At 66.0% G+C, this 26,627-nt stretch carries 23 protein-coding genes, 1 tRNA gene and 1 pseudogene; 3 read left to right on the top strand and 22 right to left on the bottom strand.

Translation table 11 applies throughout. The features are described 5' to 3' along the window. Positions 1-15 precede the first annotated feature (15 nt). The 6 genes from ACNFIA_RS12260 to ACNFIA_RS12235 all read right to left on the bottom strand — a co-directional run bounded on the left by ACNFIA_RS12260 (position 16) and on the right by ACNFIA_RS12235 (position 5,467). The gene (locus tag ACNFIA_RS12260; RefSeq protein ID WP_416785104.1) at positions 16-471 is read right to left on the bottom strand and encodes a pilus assembly PilX family protein; all 456 of its coding nucleotides are present in this window, start codon (positions 469-471) and stop codon (positions 16-18) included. 14 nt (positions 472-485) lie between these two features. Beyond that, positions 486-1,421 carry a PilW family protein gene (locus tag ACNFIA_RS12255; protein ID WP_416785102.1) on the bottom strand — a complete coding sequence of 312 codons (936 nt, stop codon included), beginning with the start codon at positions 1,419-1,421 and terminating at the stop codon, positions 486-488. A gap of 1 nt (position 1,422) precedes the next feature. After that, entirely contained in the window at positions 1,423-1,896 is a 474-nt protein-coding gene (gene pilV, locus ACNFIA_RS12250) for a type IV pilus modification protein PilV (RefSeq protein ID WP_416785100.1), read from the bottom strand. Between the two features lie 241 nt (positions 1,897-2,137). Beyond that, entirely contained in the window at positions 2,138-2,989 is an 852-nt protein-coding gene (locus tag ACNFIA_RS12245; RefSeq protein ID WP_259757636.1) for a mechanosensitive ion channel family protein, read from the bottom strand. A 109-nt stretch (positions 2,990-3,098) separates the two neighbouring features. Next, positions 3,099-4,220, bottom strand: a complete 1,122-nt coding sequence (locus ACNFIA_RS12240; RefSeq protein ID WP_416785441.1) for an SO2930 family diheme c-type cytochrome — start codon at positions 4,218-4,220, stop codon at positions 3,099-3,101. Further along, a complete protein-coding gene (locus ACNFIA_RS12235) occupies positions 4,220-5,467 on the bottom strand; it encodes a parallel beta-helix domain-containing protein (protein ID WP_416785098.1) in 1,248 nt (415 codons plus the stop codon). Before ACNFIA_RS12235 ends, ACNFIA_RS12240 begins: the two co-directional genes overlap by 1 nt. Before the next feature lie 178 nt (positions 5,468-5,645). On the opposite strand from ACNFIA_RS12235, the gene ACNFIA_RS12230 reads away from it, so the two are divergent. Further along, complete coding sequence (locus ACNFIA_RS12230; protein WP_416785096.1) at positions 5,646-6,056, top strand: bacteriohemerythrin; 411 nt, start codon at positions 5,646-5,648, stop codon at positions 6,054-6,056. A gap of 35 nt (positions 6,057-6,091) precedes the next feature. Here ACNFIA_RS12230 and ACNFIA_RS12225 read toward each other — a convergent pair whose 3' ends face one another. Further along, on the bottom strand, positions 6,092-8,341 hold the full coding sequence (locus tag ACNFIA_RS12225; protein ID WP_416785094.1) for a YgiQ family radical SAM protein: 2,250 nt from the start codon (positions 8,339-8,341) through the stop codon (positions 6,092-6,094). A gap of 216 nt (positions 8,342-8,557) precedes the next feature. Here ACNFIA_RS12225 and ACNFIA_RS12220 point away from each other — a divergent pair, with 216 nt between their 5' ends. After that, positions 8,558-10,450: a diguanylate cyclase domain-containing protein gene (locus tag ACNFIA_RS12220; RefSeq protein ID WP_416785092.1), complete on the top strand. Its 1,893-nt coding sequence runs from the start codon at positions 8,558-8,560 to the stop codon at positions 10,448-10,450. Here the strand turns inward: ACNFIA_RS12220 and alr are convergent, their stop codons facing one another. The 8 genes from alr to rnr form a co-directional block, all read right to left on the bottom strand. Further along, positions 10,451-11,527, bottom strand: coding sequence for an alanine racemase (alr, locus tag ACNFIA_RS12215; protein WP_416785090.1), 1,077 nt, complete (start codon positions 11,525-11,527; stop codon positions 10,451-10,453). It abuts the gene before it with no gap. Positions 11,528-11,595: 68 nt separating this feature from the next. Beyond that, on the bottom strand, positions 11,596-12,990 hold the full coding sequence (gene dnaB / locus ACNFIA_RS12210) for a replicative DNA helicase (RefSeq protein ID WP_259757643.1): 1,395 nt from the start codon (positions 12,988-12,990) through the stop codon (positions 11,596-11,598). Positions 12,991-13,117: 127 nt separating this feature from the next. After that, complete coding sequence (rplI, locus tag ACNFIA_RS12205) at positions 13,118-13,564, bottom strand: 50S ribosomal protein L9 (RefSeq protein WP_017518273.1); 447 nt, start codon at positions 13,562-13,564, stop codon at positions 13,118-13,120. A gap of 21 nt (positions 13,565-13,585) precedes the next feature. Then, the gene (locus ACNFIA_RS12200; RefSeq protein ID WP_259757644.1) at positions 13,586-14,455 is read right to left on the bottom strand and encodes a hypothetical protein; all 870 of its coding nucleotides are present in this window, start codon (positions 14,453-14,455) and stop codon (positions 13,586-13,588) included. Between the two features lie 34 nt (positions 14,456-14,489). Next, positions 14,490-14,720 (bottom strand): 30S ribosomal protein S18, encoded by a 231-nt coding sequence (gene rpsR, locus ACNFIA_RS12195; protein WP_003095634.1) that lies wholly within the window; start codon positions 14,718-14,720, stop codon positions 14,490-14,492. A gap of 29 nt (positions 14,721-14,749) precedes the next feature. After that, a complete protein-coding gene (gene rpsF, locus ACNFIA_RS12190) occupies positions 14,750-15,166 on the bottom strand; it encodes a 30S ribosomal protein S6 (protein WP_054906367.1) in 417 nt (138 codons plus the stop codon). 271 nt (positions 15,167-15,437) lie between these two features. Further along, complete coding sequence (gene rlmB / locus ACNFIA_RS12185) at positions 15,438-16,190, bottom strand: 23S rRNA (guanosine(2251)-2'-O)-methyltransferase RlmB (RefSeq protein ID WP_416785088.1); 753 nt, start codon at positions 16,188-16,190, stop codon at positions 15,438-15,440. Continuing rightward, positions 16,187-18,916: a ribonuclease R gene (gene rnr / locus ACNFIA_RS12180; protein ID WP_416785086.1), complete on the bottom strand. Its 2,730-nt coding sequence runs from the start codon at positions 18,914-18,916 to the stop codon at positions 16,187-16,189. The genes rlmB and rnr overlap by 4 nt, the downstream gene beginning before the upstream one ends. Before the next feature lie 203 nt (positions 18,917-19,119). Between rnr and ACNFIA_RS12175 the strand changes: the two genes are divergently transcribed. After that, positions 19,120-19,206, top strand: a tRNA-Leu gene (locus ACNFIA_RS12175). Between the two features lie 160 nt (positions 19,207-19,366). On the opposite strand, the gene ACNFIA_RS12170 is transcribed toward ACNFIA_RS12175, so the two are convergent. The 7 genes and pseudogenes from ACNFIA_RS12170 to hflK form a co-directional block, all read right to left on the bottom strand. Continuing rightward, on the bottom strand, positions 19,367-20,251 hold the full coding sequence (locus tag ACNFIA_RS12170; protein WP_416785438.1) for a methyl-accepting chemotaxis protein: 885 nt from the start codon (positions 20,249-20,251) through the stop codon (positions 19,367-19,369). After that, positions 20,225-20,422 (bottom strand): annotated as a pseudogene (locus ACNFIA_RS12165) (HAMP domain-containing protein); the annotation flags it as partial. The pseudogene ACNFIA_RS12165 and the gene ACNFIA_RS12170, both read right to left, overlap by 27 nt. A 1,025-nt stretch (positions 20,423-21,447) precedes the next feature. After that, positions 21,448-22,743: an adenylosuccinate synthase gene (locus ACNFIA_RS12160; protein WP_416785084.1), complete on the bottom strand. Its 1,296-nt coding sequence runs from the start codon at positions 22,741-22,743 to the stop codon at positions 21,448-21,450. Between the two features lie 66 nt (positions 22,744-22,809). Then, positions 22,810-23,988: an ATP phosphoribosyltransferase regulatory subunit gene (locus ACNFIA_RS12155; protein ID WP_259757648.1), complete on the bottom strand. Its 1,179-nt coding sequence runs from the start codon at positions 23,986-23,988 to the stop codon at positions 22,810-22,812. 34 nt (positions 23,989-24,022) lie between these two features. Continuing rightward, on the bottom strand, positions 24,023-24,208 hold the full coding sequence (locus ACNFIA_RS12150) for a DUF2065 domain-containing protein (protein WP_037012084.1): 186 nt from the start codon (positions 24,206-24,208) through the stop codon (positions 24,023-24,025). 340 nt (positions 24,209-24,548) lie between these two features. Beyond that, positions 24,549-25,418 (bottom strand): protease modulator HflC, encoded by an 870-nt coding sequence (hflC, locus tag ACNFIA_RS12145; RefSeq protein WP_259757649.1) that lies wholly within the window; start codon positions 25,416-25,418, stop codon positions 24,549-24,551. Continuing rightward, positions 25,418-26,590 (bottom strand): FtsH protease activity modulator HflK, encoded by a 1,173-nt coding sequence (hflK, locus tag ACNFIA_RS12140; protein ID WP_259757650.1) that lies wholly within the window; start codon positions 26,588-26,590, stop codon positions 25,418-25,420. Before hflK ends, hflC begins: the two co-directional genes overlap by 1 nt. Positions 26,591-26,627: the final 37 nt, after the last annotated feature.

Raw genomic sequence — 26,627 nt, 5'->3', positions numbered from 1 at the left:
ACCTCCTGTTTGCCGTCACCGGATGAAGTAGATGCTGTTCACGCGAACGCTGGAGATCGGCGCACCCGACGGCTGTCGGCGTGCGCCGAAGCCGGTCGCGCGCACCTCGATGGCCACGCCATTGGCCGCCGCGCCCTTGCCGACCTCCAGACCGTCGCTGGGCAGCCAGCGTAGGAAGCGCAGCCGGTACACCGGCGCCGCCGCGCCTTCGGCAAAGCCAACGACAACGCCATCGATGTCGTAAGCGGCCGCCTCGACACCGCCGCGCCGGCGGATATCCCAGGCCGCCGCCTCGCCCGCACGCAGCGCCACTTCCGCCGCCTGCAGTGCGCTCTGCCGGTCACGCAGATTGCCGGCCATGCGCTCCTCCAACTGCACCATGCGCATGCCCGCCAGACCGACGAGGGTGAGCAGCACCAGCATGACCAGCGACACCAGCAACACCGCGCCGCGCTCTGATCCTCGGGACATCGACCGTCGCCTCGTCATGGCGAGAGGTTCCGCAGCGCGATGGTGCTGCCCATCACCAGGCGCAGCCTGCGCTCCGCGTTAAGTGCCAGGGTCCGGCCGTCGAACGCTAACGATGTGGGCGCCTCATCGACGTCACGGGCCTGGCTCTGCAACAGCAGGCTGACGCGCACCGTGCGCACCCGCGGCCAATCCCCCGCGGCCATTTCCCGCGCTGCCTTGTAGGTCGACACCACCTCACTGTTCGCCCCCGCTACGCCGTAGCGCAGGCTCATGCCGGCGACGCCGGTCACCAGCTCGCTGGTCTGCTTGTCGAGGTTGTCGCTGTTTTCGGTGACGAACAGCCCTGTCGTTCCATCGTCGTTGCGGCGCACCCAGTAGACGGCGTAGCGGTAGGGGTAGACCCGCGTGGCAGGCGCCAGGAAGTGCTCCAGCGAACGATCCGCAAGCAGGCTCGATGCGTTGCCGGCGTTGCGCATCAGCAGGCAGGACTGTTGGTCACTGAGCAGGTAGACAGCCCCAGCCACCACACTGCCTGCGGCGAGTGTCAGGCGATTGCCGGCAATCGATTTCGTCTCGACGGTCGAAGCGGAGGCGAGGCGCAGCAGCAACGCGTCGGTATTGGCCAAGCGCCCGGCCGGCACCCAGGCGGCAGCCGACATGCCGGGGGCATACCCCTCGATGCCGGATTGCTCCAGTGCGAACAGCGCACCTTCTGCTCCACAGGCGTTGACCAGCCCGCCTGGGCAGGCCCCCGTGAAGCCGGCGCTGCGCAGGTCCTGCGCCATGGCTTCCAGCGCGAAGCGCCCGGTCTCCTGCAGTTCGGCCAAGGCCACGCTGGCCTGATAGCTGCGCTTGCTGCTCAGGACGACCTGAATGACACCCGCCAGGAGCAGCAGGCCGAGCGCCGTGGCGACCAGCAGCTCCACCAGCGACAGCCCGCGCTGGCGCATGTCACAGCCCTGCCCGATAGACGAACGTCTCCCGACCATCGCCCGGCGCCTCCAAGCGGTCACGGGGGCGGCGATCGCTCCAGCGGACGGAGATCAGTGCGCTGAACAACTCCCCGCTGCGGCTCACCTGCACCGAGCCGCTGCCCGTTCCGCCGAGCGTCTCGCAGACCGCGGCCAACCACTGGCCGAGGTCGAGTTGCGCCCGCGTCGAGCCGGCCGCTTTCGGGCATCCACCCGCTACCTCGGCGAAACCCGTGTCATAGGCCCCCGCGCGGGCGGCGTCCGAATTGGCGCGCAGCAGATCGGCCATCTCGCCGGCCAGCCAGGAGGCCTGGGAGCGATGCAGCGCGCTGTAGCCAGCGGCGATGCCAGCATTCTGCAGCCCCGCCATCCCCAGCAAACCGATGCCGAGGATCAGCACCGAAACCAGCACCTCCACCAGGGTGAATCCTTCACTGCGCTTGCCGCCATCCATGCTCGTGCCTCGCCAGGGGTAGACCCTCAGAGTGCAAGCCGTGTAGCGGAGCAGTCAGCCAGACGATGGCTGGGAGAAGTTAGGGAAAAATCCGCCAGCCGACCGGGATCGAGCGTGCAACTAGGACGGCGTCCGAAGTACAACGCGCCTCATGCCTTCCAGCCCGCCATCCGCCCCAGCGGGTCACGCCGGAAAAAGAAAAGGCCACCTCCCGGTGGCCTTTTGCAAGGGCGCTTAAGCCTCAACCATTCCCCGACTGCTGCACGATCACCGTCTGCGCCGGCATTGGTGCCGGGAAGTCGGTGCCCAGGGCTTCCTTGATGGTGCGGTTGGTGTCGAAGTAGACCTGCCAGTAGTTGTCGTTGTGGCAGTACGGGCGCACCGCGAGCACCGGGCCGACCAGGTTGAATTCGAGGATTTCCACGTCCACCGGCGGGTCGCTCAGCACATTGGGGATCGCCGCGATGCGCTGCTTGAGCACGGCCGCGGCGGCCTGGTAATCAGCGGCGCCGGAGAGCTGCGCCTTGAGGTCTACGCGGCGGAAGGTGTTGTGACTGAAGTTCTGGATGGTGTCGCCGAAGATCTTGTTGTTGCCCACCAGCGTCAGGACGTTGTCCGGGGTGTTGATGGCGGTGGCGAACAGGCCGATTTCCTTCACGGTGCCGGTGACACCGCCGGCGGAGACGAAGTCGCCGACCTTGAACGGCCGCAGGACGATGATGAAGCCGCCGGCGGCGAGGTTCGCCAGCAGGCCGGACCAGGCCATGCCGATGGCCAGGCCGATGGCGGCGATCAGCGCGGCGAGGCTGGTGGTCTGCACGCCGAAGTAGCCGAGGATGCCGACGACCAGGAGGATATTCAGGGTGACGGTGATGAAGGAGCCGACGTAGCGCAGAACGGTGGGGTCGACGCTCTGTCGGGCCAGGGCCTTCTCGACCATGTTGACGGCAAAGCTGATCAGCCAGCGGCCGAGCACCCAGAAGAGGATGGCGACAATGATCTTCACACCGAAGGCGAGCGCGTACTGCGAAACCGTCGCCCACAGTGCGTTGATCTTCTCCGTACCCACATTGATGATGTTCGTATCGTCCATGGAAGCGCACCTGCGAGAGAAAGGGACCAGATGAACGCTAGCACGCCCCTGGCCGTTTGCTCGGTGCAGCACGCAGCCCAGAGCCCTGGCGCGCTCCGGGCCGTTTCCATCAGCAGTCGCCGGGCAGCGAGGCGATCCAGCGGTCAAGCATTTCCAGCCCTTCGTGGTGCACCAGGGCACGACCCAGCTCGGGCATCATGTCGCCCGGCTTGTCGCTGCCGACGCGGTAGCTGAGCACGGACTTCTGCGGGCTGCCGGGGTGGATGTCTTCCAGCCGCCCGCCGGTGCCGCCGCCCGCGGCTACCGGCGGTTTGCAGAGGCCGTAGGCGATGGAGACCGGCGTGTGCGGGTCGAGGTAGAGGCCGGAGGTCCGCGCGGCGCCCCTGGGGTTGTGGCAGTGCGAGCAGTTGGCGTCGAGGTAGCTGCGGGCCTGTTTCTCCAGCGTTTCACTCTCGCGCGGATGGCCCCACAACGCGTTCTGCGGCACCTGCGCCAGCGCCGGCAGGCCCTTGAGGAAGCCGCGCGCCTGCCAGTGCTGCAGCTGGTTGTCGCTGCCTTCGGCGTAGGCGAAGTCCTTGTTCAGGTGCCGGGCCTTGGGCCCGAGCGGGGCGATGCCACCGCCTTTCTGTTCGGCGTGGCATTCGGAGCACTGGTTGGCGTCCGGGACCATGTAGGTGAAGGCGGTCTTCCTGCCGTCCGCGGCGGTCAACTCCAGCGCCGGGCTGTCGCCGGCCAGTTCCAGGGTCGCTTCGCTCTGGTCGGCATTCCACACGTAGGGCAACGCCGCCCAGCCGCCCTTCTGCCGCACCAGTACACGGGTTTCCACCAGGTGCACCCGGGCCAGGTCGAGCCCGGCCTTGGGGTCGCGGTCGTCCTGGCTGTTCTGCAGCAGGTTGCCCTGGGCATCCTTAGGGTAATAGAAGGTCTTGGTCAGCACGGTGCCGACGGGGTAGTCGAAGCGCTCCTCGGCGTACTGCGCGGCCTGGCCTTCGGGCATCCACACGGTGCGCAGCTTGTGCGCGTAATCGGTGAACAGCGGGGTGTTGAGGTCATAGGGCAGCACCTCGGCGGCGGGCGTCAGGTGGCCGTCGGCCAGGTGCAGCATGCCCCAGCCGCGGAGCGTTTCCGGGTAGTCGTCGCCTTCGGGCTGGTAACGCGGCTTGCTCTGCTGCCCGCACCCGGCCAGGGCAACGGCCAGGGCGAGCGACACCAGGAACGAAGCGGGTTTCATCATGCCTTGTTGCCCTTCTCACCCAGGCCGGCCTGTTCGATCTTCGGCAGCGGCTTGAGCTTGCAGCGGTGGCTGCTCATGTCGGTGCTGATGTTCTTGTAGCCGTTGGGGCCATCGACGTTGACGATGCCGGCGTTGCCGTTGTCGATGCAGATGGCCAGGGCCTCGGGCAGCTTGCCGTCGACCAGTTTCTTGTCGTTGAAGTAGCCGTCCCAGAGGATGTCCGGGAGGCGCCCGGTCAGGCCGAACTGGGCGACCTTGAGGGCTTTCAGCTCCAGGTGATCGGGGCTGTCGCCGCCCGGGCCGAAGGTGTTGCCGTGGATGAAGATGCCTTCGGGATAGGGGTCGAAGTTCGGCTGGGTCGCCTTGTCCGAGTAGTCGGTGCTGAAGTAGCTGCTGATGATGACGTTGGCGGTTTTGTGGTTGCCGATCTTGTTGTTGAAGATCTCCACGTCGTCGTTGGAGTTCACCACGACGCCGGAGCCGGCCGGCACGCTGGCCACAGGCGTGCCCTTGTGGCCGAAGTTCTCGTGGTTGTTGCCCTGCACGTCGTTGTCGAAGACGCGGGTGCCGCGCCCCGGCTGCTGCAGGTTGGGCATGTTGAAGACGAGGATGCCGCCGGTGTTGTCGGTGGCGACGTTGTTGTAGACGTCGGCGCCGATGGTGTTCTCGATCTCGATGCCGGCGACGTTGCGCTCGGCGCGGTTGTTGCGAACGATCACGTTGCGCGACTGACCGACGTAGATGCCCGAGTCCGAGGCGCCGATGGCGACGTTGCCTTCGAGCAGGGTGTTCTCGGTCTGTACCGGGTAGATGCCGTAGCCGCCATTGTCGGTGGAGGCGCCATTGGTCCACTCGGTGCGGATGTTGCGGATGACGATGTTCTTGCCGCCGATGACCTTCAGGCCGTCGCCCTTGGTGTCTTCGATGGCGAGGTTCTCCAGGGTGAAGTCGGAGGCGTCGACGAACAGCCCTTCGGCGCCGGCCTTCTGGTTCTTGAAGCTCAGGATGGTCTTGTCCATGCCGGCGCCGCGGATGGTCACGCCATCGACCTTCAGGCTCAGGCTGCGATCCAGGTGGTAGGTGCCGGCGGGAATGTCGATCACGTCGCCCGCCTTGGCCTTGATCAGGCGGGCCTGCAGATCCTTCTGGAAATCGGCGCTGACGGCGGCGGTGGGCTTGTCGCCGTCGCCGCAGGCGGCCAGGGCAACGGAGAATGCGAGAAGGGACAGGGTGGCGAGACGCATGGCGGGCTCCGGTCTTGTTCTTATGATATGGAACTATCGTACCAACTAAGACCGAGAATACTCCTACATCCCGCGCCACGCCAGCCCTTCAGACACTTCGCACTTTGATTGATTGGCGTCACGGTTTCGCGGTGGCGGATCGGGATGATCTGCGCTTCCACCCCGAAGGAGTGCACGGATGAGCTTCATGCCCTGGAACGACGAGTTCGTCATCGGAATCGAGCGGATCGATGCACAGCACCGCTGGCTGGTCGACCTCACCAACGCGCTGCATGACCGGCTGCAAGGCAGGGACGACCAGGGCCCGCCCATCGGCGAACTGCTGGAGCAACTGGTGGAATACACGATGAACCATTTCATCGTCGAGGAGGTGCTGTTCCAGCGCCTGGGCTACCCGGAGGAGGAGGCGCACCGGACCGAGCATGATCGCTTCAACCGGCAGATCATCGACCTGCTGTACCGCCACGAGGATGGCGAGGCGGTCTCGCTGCAGGCGCTGGAACTGCTCAAGGCCTGGCTGACGCACCACATCCTCAAGGTGGACAAGGCCTACGTCGGCTTCTTCCAGCAAAAAGGCGTGACCGCCTAGCGGCCACGCCTTTTCTCGACCCAGCTCACCGCGACTCAGCGCGGGATGTTCGGCTGCCGCTTGGTGGTGCGCTTCTTGCCCTTGGCGTAGCCGGTGGCCTTGCCTTCCTCGGCCTTGTTCCACGGCTTGGAGCCGTTGCTGGCGCGCGGCGGCAGGCCGGTGTGCTGGGTCAGCAGCGGCTTGCCGGCCTTCTTGCTGCCGACCGGGGTGGAGTTCTTGCGGCGCGCGCTCTGGTACTCGTCGGTCTGCGGCTGGTAGGTCGGGATCAGGTGGTGCTTGCCGTTGCCGATCAGGTCGGCGCGGCCCATGCGCTCCAGTGCTTCGCGCAGCATCGGCCAGCCCTTGGGGTCGTGGTAGCGCAGGAAGGCCTTGTGCAGGCGGCGCTGCTGGTCGCTCTTGACGATGGTCACGCCGTCGCTCTTGTAGGTGACCTTGCGCAGCGGGTTCTTGCCCGAGTGGTACATGGCGGTGGCGCTGGCCATGGGCGAGGGATAGAACGCCTGCACCTGGTCCGCGCGGAAGCCGTTGCGCTTGAGCCACAGGGCGAGGTTCATCATGTCCTCGTCGGTGGTACCGGGGTGCGCCGCGATGAAGTACGGGATCAGGTACTGCTCCTTGCCCGCCTCCTTGGAGAACTTCTCGAACATGCGCTTGAAGGCATCGTAGGTGCCGATGCCCGGCTTCATCATCTTCGACAGCGGGCCTTCCTCGGTGTGCTCCGGGGCGATCTTCAGGTAGCCGCCGACGTGGTGCGTCACCAGTTCCTTGACGTACTCGGGCGACTCCACGGCGAGGTCGTAGCGCAGGCCGGAGGCGATCAGGATCTTCTTCACGCCCGGCAGGGCGCGGGCCTTGCGGTACAGCTCGATGAGCGAGGAATGGTCGGTATTGAGGTTCTCGCAGATGCCCGGCCAGACGCACGACGGCTTGCGGCAGTGACGCTCGATCTCCGGGTCCTTGCAGGCGATGCGGTACATGTTGGCGGTCGGGCCGCCCAGGTCGGAGACGACGCCGGTGAAGCCCGGCACCTTCTTCATCTCCTCGATTTCGGCGAGGATCGACTCGTGGGAGCGGTTCTGGATGATCCGCCCCTCGTGCTCGGTGATCGAGCAGAAGGTGCAGCCACCGAAGCAGCCGCGCATGATGTTCACCGAAAAACGGATCATCTCGTAGGCCGGGATCTTCTCCTTGCCGTACGCGGGGTGCGGCACGCGCGCATAGGGCATGCCGAACACGTAGTCCATTTCCTCGGTGCTCATCGGGATGGGCGGCGGGTTGAACCACACGTCCACCTCGCCATGCTTCTGCACCAGCGCGCGAGCGTTGCCCGGGTTGGTCTCCAGGTGCAGCACGCGGTTGGCGTGGGCATAGAGCACCGGGTCATTGCGCACCTTCTCGAAGGACGGCAGGCGGATCACCGTGCGCTCGCGGGTCAGCTTCGGGCTGGGCAGCAGCTGCACCACCTTGGCTTCGTTGGGATCGTCCTGCGGGCCCTTGTCCTGCTCGATGGCGCAGGCGGCGGTGTCCTGGGTGTTCACGTAGGGGTTGATGATCTTGTCGACCTTGCCCGGACGGTCGATGCGGGTGGAGTCCACCTCGAACCAGCCGTCGGGGGTGTCGCGGCGCACGAAGGCAGTGCCGCGCACGTCGGTGATCTGCTCGACCCGCTCGCCGGCGGCCAGGCGCTGGGCAATCTCCACCACGGCACGCTCGGCGTTGCCGTACAGCAGGATGTCGGCGGTAGCGTCCATCAGGATGGAGCGGCGCACCTTGTCCTGCCAGTAGTCGTAGTGCGCGATGCGGCGCAGCGACGCCTCGATGCCACCGAGCACCACCGGCGTGTCGCTGTAGGCTTCCTTGCAGCGGTGGCTGTAGACCAGGCTGGCACGGTCCGGGCGCTTGCCGGCCAGGCCGCCCGGCGTGTAGGCGTCGTCGCTGCGGATCTTCTTGTCCGCGGTGTAGCGGTTGATCATCGAGTCCATGTTGCCCGCCGCCACGCCGAAGAACAGGTTCGGCTGGCCGAGCTTCATGAAGTCGTCCTTCGAGCGCCAGTCCGGCTGGGCGATGATGCCCACGCGGAAGCCCTGGGCCTCCAGCAGACGGCCGATGATGGCCATGCCGAACGACGGATGGTCGACGTAGGCATCCCCGGTGACGATGATGATGTCGCAGGAATCCCAACCCAACTGATCCATCTCTTCCTTGCTCATGGGCAGGAACGGCGCCGGGCCGAAACACTCGGCCCAGAACTTGGGATAGTCGAACAGCGGTTTGGCGGCTTGCATCACGGGCACCGGGTATCTCTAAGTAGGTATCGCGGAAAAACGCGGGCGCGGAATATAGCACAAAAAGTGTACAAATCCGACCAGCGTGCTCAGATTTAACGGGGATTGGCCGGCGATTCAACCGGACGGTAGATTGCCAATGCCATCATCTGGCTATACTTCAGCCACTATCCGCAGTACGCCTGGCCAGCCGGCCAAGGCCAGGGAGTGCCTGTCGTGCGTCGTGCCTTCGTGCTGTTGCTTACCCTGCTGTTCTGCCACACGGCGCTCGCCTTCGAACTGGACGACAAGGCCAGCGGCGCCTGGCTCAACGATCACCTCGAGCTGCTCCAGGAACAGGCGGGCCCGCTGTCGCTGGACGCCGTGCGTGGCAGCCGCGATTTCGTCCCCGCCAACGGCCGCACCAGCGTCGGCCAAAGCCCCAGCGGCTGGTGGCTGCGCCTGGATCTGGATCGCCGCACGTCGCCGCCGGGGGGCTGGTGGCTGGAGGTGGACGCGGTCAACCTGCAGGACCTGCGCCTGTACCTGCCCGACGACGCGGGCGCCTACCGGGAAGTCCGTTCAGGCGAAGCCGTGCCCTTCGCCCAGGGCCGCGACCGCGACTACCGCCGCCCGGTCTTCCACCTGCCCGAGGGCACCGGACCGGTTCGCCTGTACGCCCGCGTCTACGATCCGGGCGGCAACTCCTTCCCGCTGCGCATCTGGTCGCTGGATGACCTGCAGGACCACCGCGCCGACACCAGCCTGTTCCTGGGCTTCATCTACGGCCTGATCGCCGCCCTGCTGGTGTACAACCTGTTCATCCTGCTGACCCTGCGCGACCCGGCGTACTTCTGGTACGTGCTGACGACCGCCAGCGCCCTGCTGTTCAGCCTGGGGATGAGCGGCCACGGCTTCGAGTACTTCTGGCCCGACCATCCGGTGCCCTGGTGGCTGGACCGCATCACCCTGCCCTCGCTCTGGGGCCTGTGCGTGTACCGCTTCACCATCACCCTGCTGCAGACCCGCCGCCACGTGCGCTGGTCGCACTGGCTGCTGAACCTGAACTGCGCGCTGTACCTGCTGACCATCGTCCTCGGCGCCCTGCACCTGCGCGGCGTGGCCAGCTGGATGCTGGTGGTGATCACCCTGATCGGCGTGCCGGCGGCCCTGGGCGGCGCCCTGGTGCGCTGGCGCCAGGGGTCGTTCCCGGCCTTCCTCTACCTGCTCGGCTTCGGCCTGGTGCTGACCAGCGTGAGTGTCTCCGTGCTGCGCGCCACCGGCCTGGTGCAGCCCTCGCCGCTGACCTCGTACGTCTTCCCCATCGCCGTGGCCATGGAGTCGGTCCTGTTCTCCTTCGCCCTCACCTCGCGCATCCAGGGCCTGAAACGCGAGCGCGCGCAGGCGCTGGAACAGGCGGACCGGGAGAAGAGCGCGCGCCTGACGCTGATGCAGAGCGCCCAGCACGACCTGGCCAAGGCCGTGGCCGAACGCACCGCCGAACTGACCCAGAGCAACCAGCTGCTGCGCGAGCGGGAAGTCCAGTTGCAGCACGCCGCGCATTACGACCCGCTGACCGGCCTGCCGAACCGGCGCTACCTGGTGGAGCACGCCGAGCACGCCCTGGCCAATGCCCAGCAGAATGGCGAAACCCTGGCGCTGATGCTGATCGACCTCGACCACTTCAAGCCGATCAACGACAGCCACGGCCACGATGCTGGCGACTTCATGCTGCAGAACGTGGGCAATCGCCTGCGCCAGTGCGTGCGCGGCAGCGATTGCGTGGCGCGCCTGGGCGGCGACGAGTTCGCGGCGCTGATCGCAGGCCCGGATGCCGAGGGCCACGCCAAGGAGATCGCCTGCCGTATCCTCAACGAGCTGTCGCGCCCGGTGCAGTTCGACAACCTGGAACTGCGCGTCACGCCGAGCATCGGCGTGGCCATCTACCCCAGCCACGCGATGCAGTTCAGCAAGCTGTACAAGGCCGCCGACCAGGCGCTCTACGACGTGAAGGGCAACGGCCGGGCGGCCTACGCCATGGCCAGCGAGGCCGGCGGCGAAACCAGCGAGCTCTGGCCGGAAAAAGAATGGCTGGAGAACGAACGGCTGGAAAGCGAAGACCGCGCCTGATCAGCTGCGGTAGCGGCGTGGCACGCGGGCGGTAACCTTGGTCAGCAACTCGTAGCCGATGGTCCCGGCGTGGGCCGCGACCTCATCCACCGGCAGGTTGGCGCCCCACAGCTCGACGCGATCGCCCACGGCGGCGCCGGGCAGGTCGGTCAGGTCCACCGCCAGCATGTCCATGGACACGCGCCCGGCCAGCGGCGCGCGCTGGCCATCCACCAGCAGCGGCGTACCGCTGGGCGCGTGCCGCGGGTAGCCGTCGGCGTAGCCGCAACTCACGGTGCCGATGCGCGACGGCCGCTCGGCCACCCAGGTAGCGCCATAGCCGACGCTCTCCCCCACCGCGACCTCGCGCACCGCGATGAGCTGCGCCTCCAGGCTCATGGCCGGGCGCAGGCCCAGTTCGGCGGCGCCGATATCGGCAAAGGGCGTGGCGCCATAGAGCATGATGCCGGGCCGCACCCAGTCCATGTGCGCGGCCGGAATGGTCAGCACGGCGGCGGAATTGGCCAGCGAGCGCAGGTCGAAGTCCAGGTCCAGCACGCTGAGGAAGCAGGCCACCTGGTCCTCGGTCAGCTCGTCGCCGCGCAGGTCGGCATTGGCGAAGTGGCTCATCAGGTTCAGCTCGGCCACCTGCGGCGCCTGGCGTAGACGCGGATGCCAGTCACGCAGCGCTGTGGGCGAGAAGCCCAGGCGGTGCATGCCCGAATCCAGCTTCATCCACACGTTGAGCGCGCTGGGCAACTGCGCGGCGAGCAGCGCCTGGGCCTGCTCGGGGCCTTGCACCGCGACGTCCAGGCGCAGTTGTGCGGCGATCAGGTACTCCGCCGGCTCGAAGCAGCCCTCCAGCAGCAGGATGCGCGCGCCGGCGTGCAGGGCGCGCACTTCGGCGGCTTCCTCCAGGCAGGCCACGGCAAAACCATCGGCCTCGTCGTGCAGGCAGCTCACCACCTCCCGCGCGCCATGCCCGTAGGCATTCGCCTTGACCACCGCGAAGGCTTCGCGTCCGGGCGCACAGCGCTTGGCGACGGCGTAATTGTGGCGAATGGCGGCAAGATCGACGTGGGCGACGAGCGGGCGCATGGCGGCCTCTGCAATGAAAACGGGCGCCTATCTTAAGGCGCCCGTCGGTCACGCGGAATGCGGCATCGTTACTCGTCTTCGAAGTTGTACATGCCGGGCGCGAGGTTCTCGAAGCGGCTGTAGCGGCCGAGGAAGGCAACGCGCACGGTGCCGATGGGGCCGTTACGCTGCTTGCCGATGATGATCTCGGCCACACCCTTGAACTCGGTTTCCGGGTGATACACCTCGTCGCGGTAGACGAACATGATCACGTCGGCGTCCTGCTCGATCGCGCCGGATTCGCGCAGGTCAGAGTTCACCGGGCGTTTGTTGGGGCGCTGTTCCAGCGAGCGGTTGAGCTGGGAAAGCGCCACCACCGGGCAGTTGAACTCCTTCGCCAGCGCCTTGAGCGAGCGGGAGATCTCGGAAATCTCGTTGGTGCGGTTGTCGCCGGCGGAACCGGGGATCTGCATCAACTGCAGGTAGTCGACCATGATCATGCCGATCTCGCCGTGCTCGCGGGCCAGGCGGCGGGTGCGCGCGCGCATTTCCGACGGGGAGATGCCGGCGGTATCGTCGATGAACAGCTTGCGGTCGCTGAGCAGGTTCACCGCCGAGGTCAGGCGCGGCCAATCCTCGTCGTCCAGCTTGCCGGTCCGCACCTTGGTCTGGTCGATGCGGCCGAGCGAGGCGAGCATACGCATCACGATGGAGTCGGAGGGCATCTCCAGGGAGTACACCAGGATCGCCTTGTCGCTGCGCATCAGGGCGTTCTCCACCAGGTTCATGGCGAAGGTGGTCTTACCCATGGACGGTCGGCCGGCGACGATGATCAGGTCGGACGGCTGCAGGCCGCTGGTCTTCTCGTCGAGGTCGGTGAAGCCGGTGGTGACACCGGTCAGCGCATCGGAGGTGTTGAACAGGTGGTCGATGCGGTCGATGGTCTTGACCAGGATGTCGCCGATGCCCACCGGACCGCCGGTCTTGGGCCGCGCTTCGGCGATCTCGAAGATCTTGCGCTCGGCTTCGTCGAGCACTTCGTTGGCGCTGCGTCCCTCGGGGTTGAAGGCGCTGTCGGCGATGTCGCTGCTGATGCCGATCAGTTGCCGCAGCGTGGCGCGCTCGCGGATGATGCCCGCATACGCCTTGATGTTCGCCACCGAGGGCGTGTTCTTCGCCAGCTCAGCGAGATACGCAAGACCGCCCACCTGGGACAGTTGCCCTTCGCGCTCGAGCTGTTCGGAAAGGGTCACTACGTCAATCGGCTGGTTGGCTTCGGCGAGCTTGTAGACGGCGCGGAAGATCAGGCGATGGTCATGACGATAGAAGTCGCCATCGGACACGGCGTCGGAGACGCGTTCCCAGGCGTTGTTGTCGAGCATCAGGCCACCCAGCACCGCCTGTTCGGCTTCGATCGAGTGCGGCGGCACCTTGAGGGAAGCAGTCTGCAGGTCGTATTGCTCGGGGATGGTGATGTCGTTCATGGGCTCTACGTGTTGAATGAAACGGCGGAAAAAACAAAGGGCACGGACCGAGGATCGGCACCGTGCCCATTGTTATTGGACTGATTCACCCAGGCAAGCCGTGTGAATCGTCCTAGCGACGGATCGCTTACTCGGCGACTACAACCACGTGCAGGGTTGCATCAACATCCATGTGCAGTTGCACTTCGATGTTGTATTCGCCTACAGCGCGCAGGGCGCCGTCGGGCAGGCGAACTTCGCTCTTTTCCAGCGGGTAGCCGGCAGCCGAAACGGCGTCGGCGATGTCGCGGGTGCCGATCGAACCGAACAGTTTGCCTTCGTCGCCAGCGTGGGCGCCGATGGTCACGATCAGTTCGGACAGCTGGGCAGCACGAGCTTCGGCAGCGGCTTTTTTCTCAGCAGCGGCTTTTTCCAGCTCTGCGCGGCGCTCTTCGAAAGCAGCGACGTTGGCAGCGGTGGCAGCGGTGGCTTTGCCCTGCGGCAGCAGGTAGTTACGGGCGTAACCGCCCTTTACGTTCAGCTTGTCGCCCAGGTTGCCCAGTTTGGCGATCTTTTCCAGCAGGATGACTTCCATTTGAGTCTTACCTCTTAACTTTTAACCTTCACCGTTCGCAGCGTTCTGGCGCTTGGCCAGGCGACCGCGAAAATCAAACAGACTGTCGACCACGGCGACGAGACAGATCACATTGCCCAGTACGAATACCAGCAGGTACAGCGGTGCCAGCCAGAAGCCCGGAAGCCTCTTCAGCGCGGCCAGGCCGTGCCCCAGTGCGATCCCGGCGAACAGCAGCGGGATCATGCACAGCGGCGCCAGCATGGTGGCCGCGGGCCCTGCGAAGGGCAGTGCCACAACGCCGACCAGCAGCGCTACAGCCGTGCCCGGCGACAGGCGCAGTGCGCGGAACTCGCGGCCAAACCCTTCCGGGTTGAACAGTACTGCTTGCCAATAACGCGCCAGCATCAGGCACAACAGGCTGATCGTCTGCAGCGAGGCTGCCATCAGGCCGGTGATGGTCGGAACCATCTCCGCCTGCAGGGCGGCCATCTGTTCCGGCGAAAGCTTGGCTTCGGCCAGAACCTGCGGCAGTGCCTTGCCGAATGCATCGGCAAGACCCGCGACCAACCCGGCCGACACCGTGCTGAGCAGCAGCACGAACACCGCACCGAGCACAACGCTCGCCAGCATCACCTGGTTCCAGGACACCTTGCTGCGCAGAACCTGCGCCAGCACCGCGCTACCCACCAGAACCAGACTCACGCTGGGGTCACCCAGGTACCACCAGGCCAGTGCCGGAAGCAGCGCCCAGGCCAGGATGCCAAAGGCATCGCCGGCGCCACGGCGCAACAGCACCAGACTGCCTGCTGCGGCACCGAGCCAGAACAACGGCTGCAGTACCGCGGCTGCGACGACCACCAGGGTCGCCTGCATGCGGCCTCGCATGACAAATTCAGCCAATGCGCGCATGCGATCTATCCATCAATTCCGGTCGACTGCCCGATCAACGGCCGTGGCTGTCGGTGTAGGGAAGCAGGGCCAGGTAGCGGGCGCGCTTGATAGCGGTCGCCAGCTGACGCTGGTACTTGGCCTTGGTGCCGGTGATACGGCTCGGAACGATCTTGCCGGTTTCGGAAACGTAGGCTTTCAGGGTGTTCAGATCTTTGTAATCGATCTCTTTCACGCCTTCAGCGGTGAAACGGCAGAACTTACGACGACGGAAGAAACGTGCCATGTGTGTGGCTCCTCAATACTGGTCCGGGATTACTCGTCAGCGCTGTCGCGGCTATCTTCGCCGTCAGCGGACTCGCCCTCGTTCGATTCGGGACGCTCACGGCGCTCGCGGCGCTCGTTGCGGCTCTCTTCGGCCTTCAGCATTTCGGACTGGCCGGTGACGGCTTCGTCGCGACGGATGACCATGTTACGGATCACGGCGTCGTTGTAGCGGAAGTTGTCTTCCAGCTCGGCCAGGGCCTTGGCGGTGCACTCGACGTTCATCAGAACGTAGTGAGCCTTGTGCACGTTGTTGATGGCGTAAGCCAGCTGACGACGGCCCCAGTCTTCCAGACGGTGGACTTTGCCGCCGTCTTCTTCGATGGCCTTGGTGTAACGCTCGACCATGCCACCGACTTGTTCGCTCTGGTCCGGGTGAACCAGGAACACGATTTCGTAATGACGCATAAATGCTCCTTACGGATTGCAGCCTGCCGACAAAGCGGTCAGACAAGGAGTGAATGATTTTTTCCTTGCCACCTGAGAAGACGCGCGAACGCCTGCCCGGACGGCAAGGGCCGACATTCTAGAGAAGGGGGGAAGGTGGCGCAAGGAAATTGACGATTATTTGTACAACCGTCGCCACTGGAGTCTTTTCGTAGGAGCGAGCCTGCTCGCGAACCGGGCACGCTCGGAGCCGGCACCGTTCGCGAGCAAGCTCACTCCTACAAAAGAAGTGTTACGCGCCGGTCTTCAACTGGCGCTGGCGGACGATCTCGAACAGGCAGACGCCGGTGGCCACCGAAACGTTCAGGCTGCTGACGCTGCCCTGCATCGGCAGCTTGGCCAGGTAGTCGCAGTGCTCGCGGGTCAGGCGGCGCATACCCTTGCCCTCGGCGCCCATCACCAGCACGGTCGGCCCGGTGAGGTCCAGTTCATAGAGCATCTGCGTCGCCTCGCCGGCGGTGCCGACGATCCACAGGCCGCGCTGCTGGAGTTTTTCCAGGGTACGCGCCAGGTTGGTCACCGCCACCAGCGGGATCACCTCGGCGGCGCCGCAGGCCACCTTGCGCACGGTGGCGTTGAGGGTGGCGGACTTGTCCTTCGGCACGATGACCGCCAGCGCGCCCGCCGCGTCGGCGGTGCGCAGGCAGGCGCCGAGGTTGTGCGGGTCGGTCACGCCGTCCAACGCCAGCAGTAGTGCCGGGCCGGTGGAGCGCTCCAGCAGCTCCTCCAGCATGTTCTCGCCCCACACCTGGCTCGGGCTGACCTCGGCGACCACGCCCTGGTGCACGCCTTCGGCCCACTCGTCGAGCTCCTTGCGGTCGCGCGTGCCCACCGGCACGCGCACTTGCCCCGCCAGCTCGACCAGCGCCTGGACGCGCGGATCGTGGCGCCCCTCGGCCAGCCACAGCTGCTTGACCCGCTTGGGGTGATGGCGCAGCAACGCTTCTACGGCATGGACCCCGTAGACCTTTTCCCACTGACTCATTTCTTCGCCTTACGCTTGCTGGCCGGCGCGCCACCCGTGGCACCGGCCTTGGGCGCAGCGGAGCCCTTGCGGTGCTTGGTCGGCTTGGCGGACCGGGCCTTCTGTTTGGACGGGTTGCGCGGCTTGCCCGCGGCGGGCGCGCCCTTGCCCTTGCCGGCCGCCGGCTTGTTGCCGCCGACCTTGGCTTCGTCGAGCAGCGCCTTCTTCACTTCGCGGCTCTTGCGTACGTCAGTATTGCCGAGCATTTCCTCGGCCTTGGCGAGCATCTCCGGGGCCACCGACGGCAGCGCCTGGACCACGCCGACCTTGCGCTTGCGCGGCTGCACGGCCACATCCGGAGCGAGATAGGGATCGTCCGCGACGGCACGAGGCGCCCGGGCCGGTTTGTCTTTCGCCGCCACCGCCTTGGGCGCCTTGCCCTTGGCCGCTTTGCCCTTGGCGACCGGCTCGGCCTTTTCGCCACGCTTCTTGCGGCCGATGGGCGCGCTGAGCACGTTGTCGGAAAGCTCGAAATCGATCTTGCGCTCGTCCAGGTCGACACGCGCCACGACCACTTCGACGGTATCGCCGAGGCGGAAGCTGCGGCCGGTGCGCTCACCGGCGAGGCGGTGATGCACGGCATCGAAATGGTAGTAGTCGCCGGGCAGCGCAGTGACGTGCACCAGGCCTTCCACATAGATGTCGGTCAGCTCGACGAAGATGCCGAAGCCGGTAACGGCGGTGATCACCCCCGGGAAGGTCTCGCCCACGCGCTCGCGCATGAACTCGCACTTCAGCCAGTTGGTGACGTCGCGGGTCGCCTCGTCGGCGCGGCGCTCGGTCATCGAGCACTGCTCGCCGAGCTGCGCCAGACGGGCTTCGTCGTACGGATAGATGCGCGCCTTGGGCATGCTGGCGGCGCCGACGCGCTGCACATGCTCGGAGGCCGCCTTGGAGCGGATCAGGCTGCGGATGGCGCGGTGGGTCAGCAGGTCCGGGTAGCGACGGATCGGCGAGGTGAAGTGGGTGTACGCCTCGTAGTTCAGGCCGAAGTGGCCGGCATTCTCGGGGCTGTACACCGCCTGGCTAAGAGAGCGCAGCATCACGGTCTGGATCAGTTGCAGGTCCGGGCGGCCCTGGATGGACTCCAGCAGTTTCTGGTAGTCCGCCGGGGTCGGGTCGCCCTTGCCGCGGTACAGGGTCAGGCCCAGTTCACCGAGGAACTGCCGCAGGTTGTTCAGTTTTTCCTGGGGCGGGCCGTCGTGGACGCGGTACAGCGCCGGAATGGAATGCTTCTCGAGGAACTTGGCGGTGGCGACGTTGGCCGCCAGCATGCATTCCTCGATCAGCTTGTGCGCATCGTTGCGCTGGGTCGGGCGGATCTCCGCGATCTTGCGGTCGGCGCCGAAGACGATGCGGGTTTCCTGGGTCTCGAAGTCGATGGCCCCGCGCACGTGGCGCGCCCCCACCAGGACCTTGTACAGGTCGTACAAGGTGTTGAGGTGCGGCACCACCGCCGGCAGCTGTTCCTTCAGGCGCTGGCCTTCGGGGCTGTCCGGGGTTTCCAGGTACTGGCTGACCTTGGTGTAGGTCAGGCGCGCATGGGAATGGATGACCGCCTCGTAGAACTGGTAGTCGGTCATCTTGCCGGCCTTGGAGAGATTCATCTCGCAGACCATGGCCAGGCGATCGACCAGCGGGTTCAGGGAGCACAGGCCGTTGGAGAGAATCTCCGGCAGCATCGGGATCACCCGCTCGGGGAAGTACACCGAGTTGCCGCGCTTGGCCGCCTCTTCATCCAGGGCCGAGCCGACCTTCACATAATGAGAGACGTCGGCGATGGCGACGAACAGCTTCCAGCCGCCGCCCTTGCGCTTCTCGGCGTAGACCGCATCGTCGAAGTCGCGGGCGTCCTCGCCGTCGATGGTGACGAAAGGCAGGGCACGCAGGTCGACGCGCTTTTCCTTGTCCTTTTCCAGCACCTCGGGCTTGAGCTTGGCCGCTTCCTTTTCCACGGCCTCGGGCCAGGTGTGGGGAATGTCGTAGCTGCGCAGCGCGACTTCGATTTCCATGCCCGGCGCCATGTAGTCGCCGAGCACTTCCACCACCTCGCCCTGGGCCTGGCGATGCACGCTCGGCCAGACGTCGATGCGCACCTGGACAAACTGGTTGTGCTTGGCCTTGCCGGCCTTGCCCGGCGGGATCAGCACTTCCTGCTGGATCTTCGGGTTGTCGGCGACGACGGTGCCGATGCCGCTCTCGTCGAAATAGCGGCCGACGATGGTCTCGTGGGCGCGCTCGACCACTTCCACGATCGCGCCTTCGCGGCGACCCCGGCGGTCGAAGCCGGACACGCGCGCCAGGGCGCGGTCGCCGTCGAACACTAGGCGCATCTGCGTCGGGCTGAGGAACAGGTCGTCACTGCCGTCATCGGGGATGAGGAAGCCGAAGCCGTCGCGGTGGCCGGCGATGCGGCCCAGGATCAGGTCGAGCTTGTCCACCGGCGCGTATGCGCCACGGCGGGTATAGATGAGCTGGCCGTCGCGCTCCATGGCGCGCAGTCGGCGACGCAGCGCTTCCTCCTGCTCTTCGCCGGAGAGGCCGAGCTCGTCCATCAACTGGGAGCGCGTCGCGGGGGCGCCCCGCTCGGCGAGATGCGCCAGGATGAGTTCACGGCTGGGGATGGGGTTGTCGTATTTTTCCGCCTCGCGGGCGGCCTCGGGATCGAGGTTTTGCCAATCGGCCATTAAAGTGCGGTCACCTTATATAGGGGTATGGATCGCCATGTGCTTATTGAAGCGCGAAATCCGCTCGTCGGTCAGCTTTGGGCGAGAATAAATTTTTTATCGCATCAGGGGTTTACAAGCGAAAACGCTCTCCGTATAGTTCGCGCCCACAGCGTCACACAGACGTTGTAACACGGAAACGATGAGCAATCATCGACTCCAGTGCCCAGGTGGCGGAATTGGTAGACGCACTAGGTTCAGGTCCTAGCGGTGGCAACACCGTGGAAGTTCGAGTCTTCTCCTGGGCACCATCTTCAAACGAAAAAGCCGAGCACTGCTCGGCTTTTTCGTTTTTGCATTCCTGAAAATTCAAACCTGGCGTAGGAACGGACTTCGTCCGCGATGGTATCCGGCGCGATGCGGGCCTATCGCGGACGAAGTCCGCTCCTACGAAAAATTTCCAGCACTCCTTCAAGCCTTGAACTGCCCCAGGCTCGCGCGCAACTGACCGGCCAGGCCATCGAGCACGCGCCCACTGCTGGCGGTCGCGCTCACCGCTTCGGCCGCGCGGCTCGCCTCGGCATGGATCACCTCGACCCGCCCACGCACCGCCGCAGCGCCGGCCGCCTGCTGCTGCGCCGAATGGGTCGCCGCCTCGATGGCGCCATGCACTTCTTCGACGGCACTCTGCACTTCGCGCTGCAGCCGCTCACTGTCCTGCAGCGCCGCCAATCCCTGCACCGCCTGCTCGCGAGCCTGCCCAATGGCCGACACCGCCTCACGGGCGCCTTCCTGCAGGGCGCCGATGTGCGACTGGATATCGCCGGTGGACTGCTGGGTCTTGCTCGCCAGGGCCCGCACCTCATCCGCCACCACGGCGAACCCGCGACCACTCTCGCCGGCCCGCGCGGCCTCGATGGCGGCATTGAGCGCCAGCAGGTTGGTCTGCTCGGCGATGCCATGGATCACCGACAGCACCACCTCGATCTGCTCGCTCTGTCGCGCCAGGCGCTCGATCACCCCGGCGCCGTTCTGTACGCGGGACTCCAGGGTTTCGATCAGGCCCCCCACCTTGCGGGCGATGGCTGCATTGTCCTGCGCGGCCTTGCGGATCTCACCGACCCGCGCGAGGGCCGCCTGCATGGAACGGCTCTCCATTTCGGCCTCGGCTGCCATGCCGGAGAGCGCCTCCAGGCTACCGGCCACCTCATTGCGCTGCCGGTCCGCCGCCGCTTCGGCACTGGCGCTGCGGCTCGCCAGCGCGGCGATTTCGCTGCCGGTCTGCTGCGCCACTTGCCCCGCCTCGCGCACGATGGGCTGCAACTTGTCGACGAAGCGGTTCACCGCGGTCGCCATTTCCCCCAACTCATCACGACTGTCCAGCCGCACCCGGCGCGTGAGGTCGCCCTCCCCGGCCGCCAGGTCGTTCAATGCCTCGATCAGCAGGCGCAGGCGATTCACCACGCGGCGGCCGAGCACAACGGCCAGGCACAGCAACACCCCCAGCCCCACCAGCAGCAGCCCCATGCCGATACGCCAGCGCAGCGTTCCCGCCGCCTCCTCGATGGAAGCCCTGGCGCCCTGGCTCATGCCGTCGGCCGCCTGCTTCGCCGATTGCAGGCGGGCGGTCAGCGCCTTCGTGCTGTCGGCCGCCGCACCGGCCAGGCTGTCACCCACCAACTGGTCCCCACTGGCGACCAGGGCGGAGAAGCGCTGGTCCAGGGCGGCAATCTGCTTCTCGATGGCATCGGTGGAAACGCCCAGGCGCACCGTACCGATGACCACACCGTTGGGACTGATCGGCGCCTCGACCAGGAACACCGAGGCGTCGTGACTGGCCGCTTCGAGCACCTTGTCCAGCGCGCGTTCGCCCTTGCCCTTCTCCAGCAGCGCCTTGACCCGCGCATCCTCGCGATTGAGGTAACGGGTCAGGTGCTGCCCCTGCGGATCGTCGTAGACCACGAAGAGCACATTGGGGTTGGCCTGGGCGCGCCGCGCATAGTCCGACAGCAGCGGCACGTCGTTATCCCACATGGCCTTGGGCGCCACAGCCGCCAGCAGCTGCGCCAATTCCGTGGCGGACTGCCGCAAGCTCTGCTCCAGCCCCTCGCGGAGCTGGCCCTGTTCTTCCTCCAGGCGCGCCGAAAGCGCAGACCCCAGGCGCTCGCGGGTTCGCGCGGAGAGGTCGTTCAACCCGGAGGTGACCTCCCTGCCCGCCTGCTCCAACTCGCCGGCCAGGCGTTGCGATTCGTTACCCAGGCGGGTTCCCAGGTCGCTGACCAGGCCATCGACAGTGCTACGGGTGAGCCACAGGGCGATCACCAACTGCACCAGCAGCGCGATTCCCAGGGCAATGAAAGCGGGGCGCAGCAAGCGGCTGCGCAGAAGCGACAGGACGGCGGACACGGCGGGCTTCCTCCGGACGTAACGGATGTCTGGCGCGACAGGCGCCAATCCGTTTCACCAGCAAAGCGCGTGCCGACGCGCAGAATCGAACCGCCGGAAACGACAACGGGCCGCATGAGCGGCCCGTTGCGGTGTACAGCGATGGATCAGGCGAACGGATGGCGCAGGACGATGGTCTCGGCGCGGTCCGGGCCGGTGGAGATGATGTCGATGGGCGCACCGACCAGCTCCTCGACGCGCTTGATGTACGCGCGCGCGTTGGCCGGCAGGCCTTCCAGGGTCTGAACACCCACGGTGGATTCGCTCCAGCCCGGCAGGTCTTCATAGATCGGCTGCAGGCCGATGTAGCTGTCGGCGTCGGTCGGCGCGTCGGTCAGCAGTTCACCGGCGGCGTTCTTGTAGCCGGTGCAGATGCGCACGGTTTCCAGACCGTCGAGGACGTCCAGCTTGGTCAGGCACAGGCCGGACAGGCTGTTGATCTCGATGGCGCGGCGCAGGATGACGGCGTCGAACCAGCCGCAACGACGGGCACGACCAGTGGTGGCGCCGAACTCGTGACCGACCTTGGCCAGGTGGGCGCCAACGTCATCGAACAGCTCGGTCGGGAACGGGCCGGAACCCACGCGAGTGGTGTAGGCCTTGGTGATACCCAGGATGTAGTCCAGGTACAGCGGGCCGAAGCCCGAACCGGTGGCGGTGCCGCCGGCGGTGGTGTTGGAGCTGGTGACGAACGGGTAGGTGCCGTGGTCGATGTCCAGCAGCGAGCCCTGGGCGCCTTCGAACATGATGTTCTCGCCGCCACGACGCAGGTCATGCAGGGTCGAGGTCACGTCGGCCAGCAGCGGCTTGAGCTGTTCGGCGTAGGCCATGCACTCGTCCAGGGTCTTCTGGAAGTCGACGGCCGGCTCCTTGTAGTAGTTCTGCAGGACGAAGTTGTGATAGTCCAGCAGCTCACCGAGCTTGGCGGCGAAGCGCTCGCGGTGGAACAGGTCGCCAACGCGCAGGCCGCGACGGGCCACCTTGTCTTCGTAGGCCGGGCCGATGCCGCGACCAGTGGTGCCGATCTTCGCGTCGCCACGGGCCTTCTCGCGCGCCTGGTCCAGGGCCACGTGGAAGGACAGGATCAGCGGGCAGGACGGGCTGATGCGCAGGCGCTCGCGCACCGGTACGCCTTTCTCTTCCAGCTTGGCGATCTCGCGCATCAGCGCGTCGGGCGCCAGTACCACGCCGTTGCCGATCAGGCACTGCACGCCTTCGCGCAGGATACCCGACGGAATCAGGTGCAGAACGGTCTTCTCACCAGCGACTACCAGGGTGTGACCGGCGTTGTGGCCGCCCTGGTAACGCACCACGGCAGCAGCCTGGTCGGTCAGCAGGTCGACGATCTTGCCTTTGCCCTCATCACCCCACTGGGTGCCCAGGACTACGACATTCTTACCCATAACACTTGTCCCCATCGTGGATGTTCGGTGCCGGCCGCGGCCGGCAGAAACTCGAAGTGGCGCGCCTCAGAGCGCAGCCACCTGCCAATTGCCATCGCGAACCAGCAACTGCTGGTCGCAGCCCGCTTCGGAAGCCGAAGCCGCATCCTGCCCGGGCAGCGCCTGTACCACGCGCACGCCCTGACGGCGCAACTGCTGCACCGCCTGCCACAAGCCAGCCCCTTCGGCCGGCGCCCAGACTCCGGTGCGCGGCTCGTCGAGCTGGGCGCGACCGAGAGTGACCAGGGTCTTGAGGTCGGTCGAGAAACCGGTGGCCGGACGCGCACGGCCGAAGTCGGCGCCAATGTCGTCGTAACGGCCGCCCTGGGCGATGGACTCGCCAACGCCGGGCACGAACGCGGCGAACACCACGCCGGTGTGGTAGTGGTAGCCACGCAGTTCGCCGAGGTCGAAATACAGCGGCAGCTGCGGGAAGCGCGCGGCCAGCGAGTCGGCGATGGCGGTCAGGTCGGCCAGCGCCGCCTGCACATTGGCCGGAGCACCGGCGAGCACTTCGCGCGCCTGGTCCAGCACTTCGCGGCTACCGCACAGCTCGGCCAGTGCACGGAGCATGCCGGCCAGCTCGGCGGGCAGGCCTTCGGTCAGCGCCGCGACTTCATCCACGGCCTTGCGCTGCAGGGCGTCGAACAGCAGTTGCTCGACCTCGCCGGACAGGCCGGCGGCCTGGGCCAGGCCACGGTAGATGCCGACGTGGCCGAGATCCATGTGCACGTCCGGCACCTGGGCCATCTCGAGCATGTCGAGCAGCAGGCTGATCACTTCGACGTCGCCGGCCGAGCCGGTGTCGCCGTACAGTTCGGCGCCCAGCTGGATCGGGCTGCGCGAGGTCGCCAGCGCACGCGGGCGAGCGTGCAGCACGCTGCCGGCGTAGCACAGGCGGTTCGGGCCCTCGCGGCGCAGGCTGTGGGCGTCCATGCGCGCCACTTGCGGCGTGATGTCCGCACGGAAGCCCATCAGGCGGCCGGACGCCGGATCGGTGACCTTGAAGGTACGCAGATCCAGATCCTGGCCGGCACCGGTCAGCAGGGATTCCAGGTATTCGATATGCGGGGTGACGACGAATTCGTAGCCCCAGCGCTGGAACAGGTCCAGCACCTGACGGCGGGCTGCTTCAACGCGCGCCGCCTCCGGTGGCAGCACTTCTTCGATCCCATCTGGCAGCAGCCAGCGGTCTACCGTTGCCATGTCGCCTCTCTCCTTTTTTAGGCCGGGCGGCACTTCAATGAATGCAGTAAAGAAGGACGGTGCCGAGCAGCATGCTGCCCAGCCCGATGAGTCTCAGACTGCGGTCGCCAAGGCGCCCGAGCCCGCTCACGGCGTCGCGCCAGCCACGCGGATACAGGAATGGAAGGATGCCTTCCAGCACCAGCAACAGACAGAACGCCTTGCCGAATTCCTGCCACATGGTTCTCGTACATCATTCTCGCGGACGCAAAAAAGCCGGGATTTCCCGGCTGACCCATGATAACACGATTTCTCCGGCGGGCGCTGCCGCCCGCCGGAGAGATGCGAGGGTCCGTTGATGTTTCGGCGTGAATCGCGTTGCTGCGCCACATCACGCCAGGCTAGACGCGGGACGACGGTAATGGCCGTCCCTTGCCTAGTCCCGCAACGACGCATGGCGGGATGTGCCGCGCAACCCGAAGGGACGAACCCCGTGTAGCGCGGCGCCCGAACCTCAACTCGGCATCGGAACACTCGCTACACGGGGTTCGGCGCGATCACGACGAAGCGTCGACGGATCCTCAGGGTTTGGCTTTTTCGAGGTAGCGGAAGAAGTCGTTGCTCGGATCGAGCACCAGCACGTCCTTCTTGTCCGCGAAGCTCTCGCGATAGGCCTTGAGGCTACGGGTGAAGGCGTAGAACTCCGGGTCGGCAGCGTAGGCCTTGGCGTAGATCGCTGCCGCCTTGGCATCGCCGTCACCACGGGTTTCTTCCGACTCGCGATACGCCTCGGCCAGCAGCACGCGGCGCTGACGGTCGGCATCGGCGCGGATACCTTCGGCCAGCTCACGACCCTTGGCGCGGTGCTCGCGGGCTTCCCGCTCACGCTCGGTGCTCATGCGCTCGAACACGCTGCGGTTCACTTCCTTGGGCAGGTCGATGGCCTTGACGCGAACGTCGACCACCTCGATACCCAGCTCCTTCTGCGCCATGCGGTTCAGCGACGCGGTGATATCGCCCATCAGCGCATCACGCTCACCCGACACCACTTCGTGCAGGGTGCGCTTGCCGAACTGGTCGCGCAGGCCGGCTTCCAGACGACGGGACAGACGCTCGTCGGCAATCTGCTTCATGCCGGAGGTCGCGGTGTAGAAGCGCTCGGCATCGGAGACGCGCCACTTGGCGTAGGCGTCGACCATCACCGCTTTCTTCTCCAGCGTCAGGAAGCGCTGGGTCGGCGAATCCAGGGTCAGCAGGCGGCCATCGAACTTGCGCACCGTGTTGACGTACGGAATCTTGAAGTGCAGGCCGGGCTTCACGTCCGGCTCGACCACGCGACCGAAGCGCAGCAGGACGGCGCGTTCGGTCTGCTGCACCACGTAGACGCTGCTCCAGAGGGCAACAGCAACCACCACACCCGCGATGAGGGCGATCAGGGACTTGTTACTCATCAGCGGCTCTCCCGGGTACGCGTGTCACGCTGCTGCAGGTCGCTGGCGACCCGCGAACCGATATCCGGCGTGCTGCTGCTCGCGCTGGGCGCGGCGCTCGGAGCTGCCGAACCACGGCCATCCATCATCTTGTCCAGCGGCAGGTAGATCAGGTTGTTCTGACCCTGCTGGCCGGTGACCAGCACCTTGCTGGTCTGGCTCAGGACATCCTGCATGGTGTCCAGGTACAGACGCTGACGGGTGACTTCCGGGGCCTTGTGGTACTCGGCGGCCAGCTTGGCGAAGCGATCCGCCTCACCCTGGGCGCGGGAGACCACCTCATCGCGGTAGCCGTTGGCTTCCTCGATGATACGTTGCGCCTGGCCGCGGGCTTCAGGCACCACGCCGTTGGCGTAGGCTTCGGCCTGGTTCTTCTCGCGCTGCTCGTCCTCGCGGGCACGGATCACGTCATCGAACGCTTCCTGTACTTCACGCGGCGCGGCGGCGCTCTGGATGTTCACCTGGGTGACCGTGATACCGGTCTTGTAGGTATCCAGGAAACGCTGCAGACGATCGCGCACCTCGGTGGCCATCTGTTCGCGGCCCTCGGTGAGGATCTTGTCCATGGTGGTGGAGCCGGCCACGTGGCGCAGGGCGCTTTCGGTGGCGTGTTGCAGGCTCACTTCCGGCTGGTCGACGTTGAGCACGAAGTCCTTCAGGTTGCTGACCTTGTACTGCACGGTCAGCGGAACCTCGACGATGTTCTCGTCCTCGGTGAGCATCTGACCCTGCTTGCTGTAGGCACGCTCGCGGGTGACGTTCTCCTGGAACTTCTTGTCGATCGGCGGGAAATAGATATTCAGGCCGGGGCCCACGGTGTCGTGGTATTGGCCAAAGCGCAGGATCACCGCCTGCTCCTGTTCGTCCACCACGTAGATGGCGTTGTACAGCCACAGCACGGCGAGGATCGCCAGGCCGATACCGAACAGGCCGAGGCTGCCGCCCCGACCACCGCCACCACCGCCCGAACCACTGCCGCGCTTGGGTTTACCGAAAATTCCGTTCAGGCTGTCCTGCAGCTTGCGGAACGCCTCATCCAGATCAGGCGGGCCCTGGCGACCACCACCACGGCGTCCGCCCCAGGGGTCCTGGTCGTTCTTGTTCGAGTTGTCACCCGGCTCATTCCAAGCCATAGCGCTCTCCATCTGATAACGCGAAAACGCGCCTACG

Source organism: Pseudomonas sp. NY15437 (genome assembly GCF_048068435.1).
Taxonomy (GTDB): domain Bacteria; phylum Pseudomonadota; class Gammaproteobacteria; order Pseudomonadales; family Pseudomonadaceae; genus Pseudomonas; species Pseudomonas nitroreducens_B.
The sequence above is the reverse complement of the archived record's forward strand: the minus strand, read 5'-3'. Positions and strand labels throughout refer to the sequence as shown.

Coding starts and splice junctions, on each gene's coding strand:
- ACNFIA_RS12260 (WP_416785104.1), bottom strand. CDS start 471: ATGTCCCGAGGATCAGAGCGCGGCGCGGTGTTGCTGGTGTCGCTGGTC.
- ACNFIA_RS12255 (WP_416785102.1), bottom strand. CDS start 1,421: ATGCGCCAGCGCGGGCTGTCGCTGGTGGAGCTGCTGGTCGCCACGGCG.
- pilV (WP_416785100.1), bottom strand. CDS start 1,896: ATGGATGGCGGCAAGCGCAGTGAAGGATTCACCCTGGTGGAGGTGCTG.
- ACNFIA_RS12245 (WP_259757636.1), bottom strand. CDS start 2,989: ATGGACGATACGAACATCATCAATGTGGGTACGGAGAAGATCAACGCA.
- ACNFIA_RS12240 (WP_416785441.1), bottom strand. CDS start 4,220: ATGAAACCCGCTTCGTTCCTGGTGTCGCTCGCCCTGGCCGTTGCCCTG.
- ACNFIA_RS12235 (WP_416785098.1), bottom strand. CDS start 5,467: ATGCGTCTCGCCACCCTGTCCCTTCTCGCATTCTCCGTTGCCCTGGCC.
- ACNFIA_RS12230 (WP_416785096.1), top strand. CDS start 5,646: ATGAGCTTCATGCCCTGGAACGACGAGTTCGTCATCGGAATCGAGCGG.
- ACNFIA_RS12225 (WP_416785094.1), bottom strand. CDS start 8,341: ATGCAAGCCGCCAAACCGCTGTTCGACTATCCCAAGTTCTGGGCCGAG.
- alr (WP_416785090.1), bottom strand. CDS start 11,527: ATGCGCCCGCTCGTCGCCCACGTCGATCTTGCCGCCATTCGCCACAAT.
- dnaB (WP_259757643.1), bottom strand. CDS start 12,990: ATGAACGACATCACCATCCCCGAGCAATACGACCTGCAGACTGCTTCC.
- rplI (WP_017518273.1), bottom strand. CDS start 13,564: ATGGAAGTCATCCTGCTGGAAAAGATCGCCAAACTGGGCAACCTGGGC.
- ACNFIA_RS12200 (WP_259757644.1), bottom strand. CDS start 14,455: ATGCGCGCATTGGCTGAATTTGTCATGCGAGGCCGCATGCAGGCGACC.
- rpsR (WP_003095634.1), bottom strand. CDS start 14,720: ATGGCACGTTTCTTCCGTCGTCGTAAGTTCTGCCGTTTCACCGCTGAA.
- rpsF (WP_054906367.1), bottom strand. CDS start 15,166: ATGCGTCATTACGAAATCGTGTTCCTGGTTCACCCGGACCAGAGCGAA.
- rlmB (WP_416785088.1), bottom strand. CDS start 16,190: ATGAGTCAGTGGGAAAAGGTCTACGGGGTCCATGCCGTAGAAGCGTTG.
- rnr (WP_416785086.1), bottom strand. CDS start 18,916: ATGGCCGATTGGCAAAACCTCGATCCCGAGGCCGCCCGCGAGGCGGAA.
- ACNFIA_RS12170 (WP_416785438.1), bottom strand. CDS start 20,251: ATGGCGACCGCGGTGAACCGCTTCGTCGACAAGTTGCAGCCCATCGTG.
- ACNFIA_RS12160 (WP_416785084.1), bottom strand. CDS start 22,743: ATGGGTAAGAATGTCGTAGTCCTGGGCACCCAGTGGGGTGATGAGGGC.
- ACNFIA_RS12155 (WP_259757648.1), bottom strand. CDS start 23,988: ATGGCAACGGTAGACCGCTGGCTGCTGCCAGATGGGATCGAAGAAGTG.
- ACNFIA_RS12150 (WP_037012084.1), bottom strand. CDS start 24,208: ATGTGGCAGGAATTCGGCAAGGCGTTCTGTCTGTTGCTGGTGCTGGAA.
- hflC (WP_259757649.1), bottom strand. CDS start 25,418: ATGAGTAACAAGTCCCTGATCGCCCTCATCGCGGGTGTGGTGGTTGCT.
- hflK (WP_259757650.1), bottom strand. CDS start 26,590: ATGGCTTGGAATGAGCCGGGTGACAACTCGAACAAGAACGACCAGGAC.